Source organism: Candidatus Neomarinimicrobiota bacterium (genome assembly GCA_022560655.1).
In the GTDB taxonomy this organism is placed as follows: Bacteria; Fidelibacterota; Marinisomatia; order SCGC-AAA003-L08; family TS1B11; genus JADFSS01.
Genome location: JADFSS010000127.1, coordinates 1 through 2,876 on the forward strand (window position 1 = coordinate 1; position 2,876 = coordinate 2,876).

Below are 2,876 nucleotides of genomic sequence, written 5' to 3' on the forward strand. Positions count from 1 at the left end.
GTCCTTAAAATTGCCTGTCCAGTCTTCGGTGGAGGCCGGCACGAAATAGCCGTAACCTTGCCCTTATGACCACACACCAACTCCCAACACTCTCCACCATGACCCAGGCCTTTCTCAGCCGGGATCGCGCCTTCGACGGTGTCTTTTTCACAGGGGTTCGCACGACCGGCATCTTCTGCCGGCCCACCTGCCACGCCAAAAAACCCCGGCTGGAAAACCTCCGCTTCTACCCTAACGCTCAGGAGGCCCTCCTGGCCGGCTACCGTCCCTGCAAGGTTTGCCGGCCCCTGGACCCGGCAGGCAGACCGCCGCCGTGGGTGCAGCGGCTGCTGGACGCCATCGAGGCCCATCCTTCCCGTCGCTGGCGGGACCGGGACCTGCTCCGCTTGCACGTCAATCCCGCCACGGCCAGGCGCTGGTTTCAAAACAACTACGGCCTGACCTTCCACGCCTACAGCCGTGCGCGGCGGCTCGGCCAGGCCCTGGGTCGCATACAGGACGGCTCATCCGTCATCCAGGCCGCATACGGCGAGGGCTACGACTCCCTGAGCGGATTTAACGCCGCGTTCCGCAAGCTGCTGGGAGCCTCCCCATCGGCACTGGCCACCGTGACCGTCCTGTACCTCAAGCGCATCGCCACACCCCTTGGACTGATGCTCGCCGCTGCCAGCCCGGAGCGCCTGTATCTGCTGGAGTTCATGGACCGCCGCGCGCTGGAGAGCCAGCTGCGGGGCCTCCGGCGGCTTACCGGAGCGGCCCTCATCGGAGGGGAGTCGCCCATCTTGGCGACCCTCGAGTCCCAGTTGGAGGATTACTTCAGCGGCAGCTCGAAGTCCTTTTCGGTCCCGTTGGCGACTCCCGGCACCCCCTTTCAGCAGAGTGTCTGGGCGGCCCTGCGGGATATTCCCCCCGGACAGACCCGCAGCTACCTCGACGTGGCCCGCTCCATCGGCCAGTCCACTGCCGTCAGGGCGGTGGCCGGGCCAACGGCGCCAACCGGCTGGCGATCATCATTCCCTGCCACCGCGTCATCGGCAGTGATGGCCAGCTGACTGGCTACGGTGGGGGGCTGTGGCGCAAGCGCCGCCTGCTGGAACTGGAGGGTGCCCACCTGGACCCAATCCAGCTGCCCGCCTGATTCCCGTCCCTGACATTGATCGCGGGTCAGCGGCGCGCATCTTTGGAATCTATTTCCTCTGGCCCGCCGTCGCTTCTATTAATATTTCAGCTGGCAAGACCGGGATTTTTTTCAAAATAATACTTACGGGGATGGGTCATGTTAACTCGCCGGATGTCCTTGTTTTCGACGCTTTTGCTCATGGCTTGCACCGTTCGGGCGCCCTTCCCTGCGGGCGAGCTGGTCGATCTCTCTTACGCCTTCGATGAAGCGACGATTTTCTGGCCCACCGAGGAGGGCTTCGTTCTGGAGCAGGGTCCCGCCGGTATGACGGAGCAGGGCTATTACTACGCCGCCAACCGTTTTCGCATGGCCGAGCACGGCGGCACCCACATCGACGCCCCTATCCACTTCAGTGAACGCGGCCTCACGGTCGACCAGATCCCCCTGGAGCAGCTCATGGGGCCGGCGGTGGTCGTGGATTTGTCCGCCCAATGCGCCGCCAATCGGGACTACCAGGTTCAGGTGGTCGATTTCATGCAATGGGAAGCGACCCATGGCTCCATTCCTCAAGGCACTATCGTTCTGTTGCGCACCGGCTTTGGCCGGTTCTGGCCCCATCGAGAACGCTACATGGGAACTGCCATGAGGGGGCCGGAGGCTGTGCCCCTGCTCCATTTTCCCGGCTTACATGCCGCCGCCGCACAGTGGCTGGTGGAAGAGCGGGGGATGAAGGCCGTGGGTCTGGATACGCCCAGCATCGACTACGGCCAGTCCACCGGCTTTGAGAGCCACGTGACCCTGTTTCAGGCCAACGTGCCGGCCTTTGAGAACCTGGCCAACCTGGACCGGCTACCCGCCACGGGGTTCTTTGTCGTGGCGCTCCCTATGAAGATTCGGGGCGGCAGCGGCGCGCCTCTGCGCGTGGTGGCCGTGCTGCCGGACTGACGGGCGCCCGCCCTACCGAAAAACGCAGTCAGGGGCGGGCTCGTGGATAAGTTGGCGCGAAATGGCGCTCGAAGCCGGCTGCCGCTCGGCTTGGGGGTAGCACCGGAGGGAGGCCATTAATCACTCCCATCTCCTCTCCCCCTGCGTTTGATAGCAAATCCGCTAATCTTGATTCCGTCGATTATTTGGTTGTTCGTAAGTGAATTGGGGCCGACTGAATGGTGCTCTATTTTCATCTGCGTAAGGGCGTCGGCACCCATTTCAACACAAATGCTGTATATATGGGCGATGACTTTTTGCGGATCTAGCGGGTCCGGCTTTAAACGGTATTTTTGCCAATTCTTGTATAGTGGGTCTGAGATGACAGGGGCAGAAACCACATTTGCTCGCGGCGTATAAGTTACCTGAACGAGGCCCAATGATTCATAGTCACCATCATAGTTGTTCGGTGTAAACAGAAACCCCTTTTTGGAATACTCGGAAAAGACAAATCCTGTAGCAGAAAATAGCTCTGGTAGGGGGAGGGGGGGCGGGGGTGTAGTACACGACCAGCCGAACAAAATTAGACCGACCAGTGCAATGATATATTTCATGTTACCTCGCTAGAATTTATGCCACGCCACTTTGTGGCAGAACTCTACCTCGTCGCGACTGAACGCCATATGATACGGCCGGGATGTGGGAATGTCAAGAAGGGTGGCGCGTAGGCCCAACCCACGAAAGTGGTGTGCAAGGCATCCTGGGGCGCTGCTAGTGGCCGGGTACGCTTCAGTGAGATGCTAGGTCGCGGTTGTCGCCAGCTCCCGTGAAT

General features: G+C 61.1%; 2 protein-coding genes and 1 pseudogene. 2 read left to right on the top strand and 1 reads right to left on the bottom strand.

Features of this window, described 5'->3' with window-relative positions:
• Positions 1-98: 98 nt before the first annotated feature.
• A pseudogene (locus IH971_11160) lies at positions 99-1,138 on the top strand (methylated-DNA--[protein]-cysteine S-methyltransferase).
• A gap of 138 nt (positions 1,139-1,276) precedes the next feature.
• Positions 1,277-2,065, top strand: a complete 789-nt coding sequence (locus IH971_11165) for a cyclase family protein (protein MCH7498387.1) — start codon at positions 1,277-1,279, stop codon at positions 2,063-2,065.
• Between the two features lie 116 nt (positions 2,066-2,181).
• On the opposite strand, the gene IH971_11170 is transcribed toward IH971_11165, so the two are convergent.
• Positions 2,182-2,658 (bottom strand): hypothetical protein, encoded by a 477-nt coding sequence (locus IH971_11170; protein MCH7498388.1) that lies wholly within the window; start codon positions 2,656-2,658, stop codon positions 2,182-2,184.
• Positions 2,659-2,876: the final 218 nt, after the last annotated feature.

What these genes read in the sequence shown, in the direction of transcription:
- IH971_11165 (MCH7498387.1), top strand. Translation starts at nt 1,277, where the DNA reads ATGTTAACTCGCCGGATGTCCTTGTTTTCGACGCTTTTGCTCATGGCT.
- IH971_11170 (MCH7498388.1), bottom strand. Translation starts at nt 2,658, where the DNA reads ATGAAATATATCATTGCACTGGTCGGTCTAATTTTGTTCGGCTGGTCG.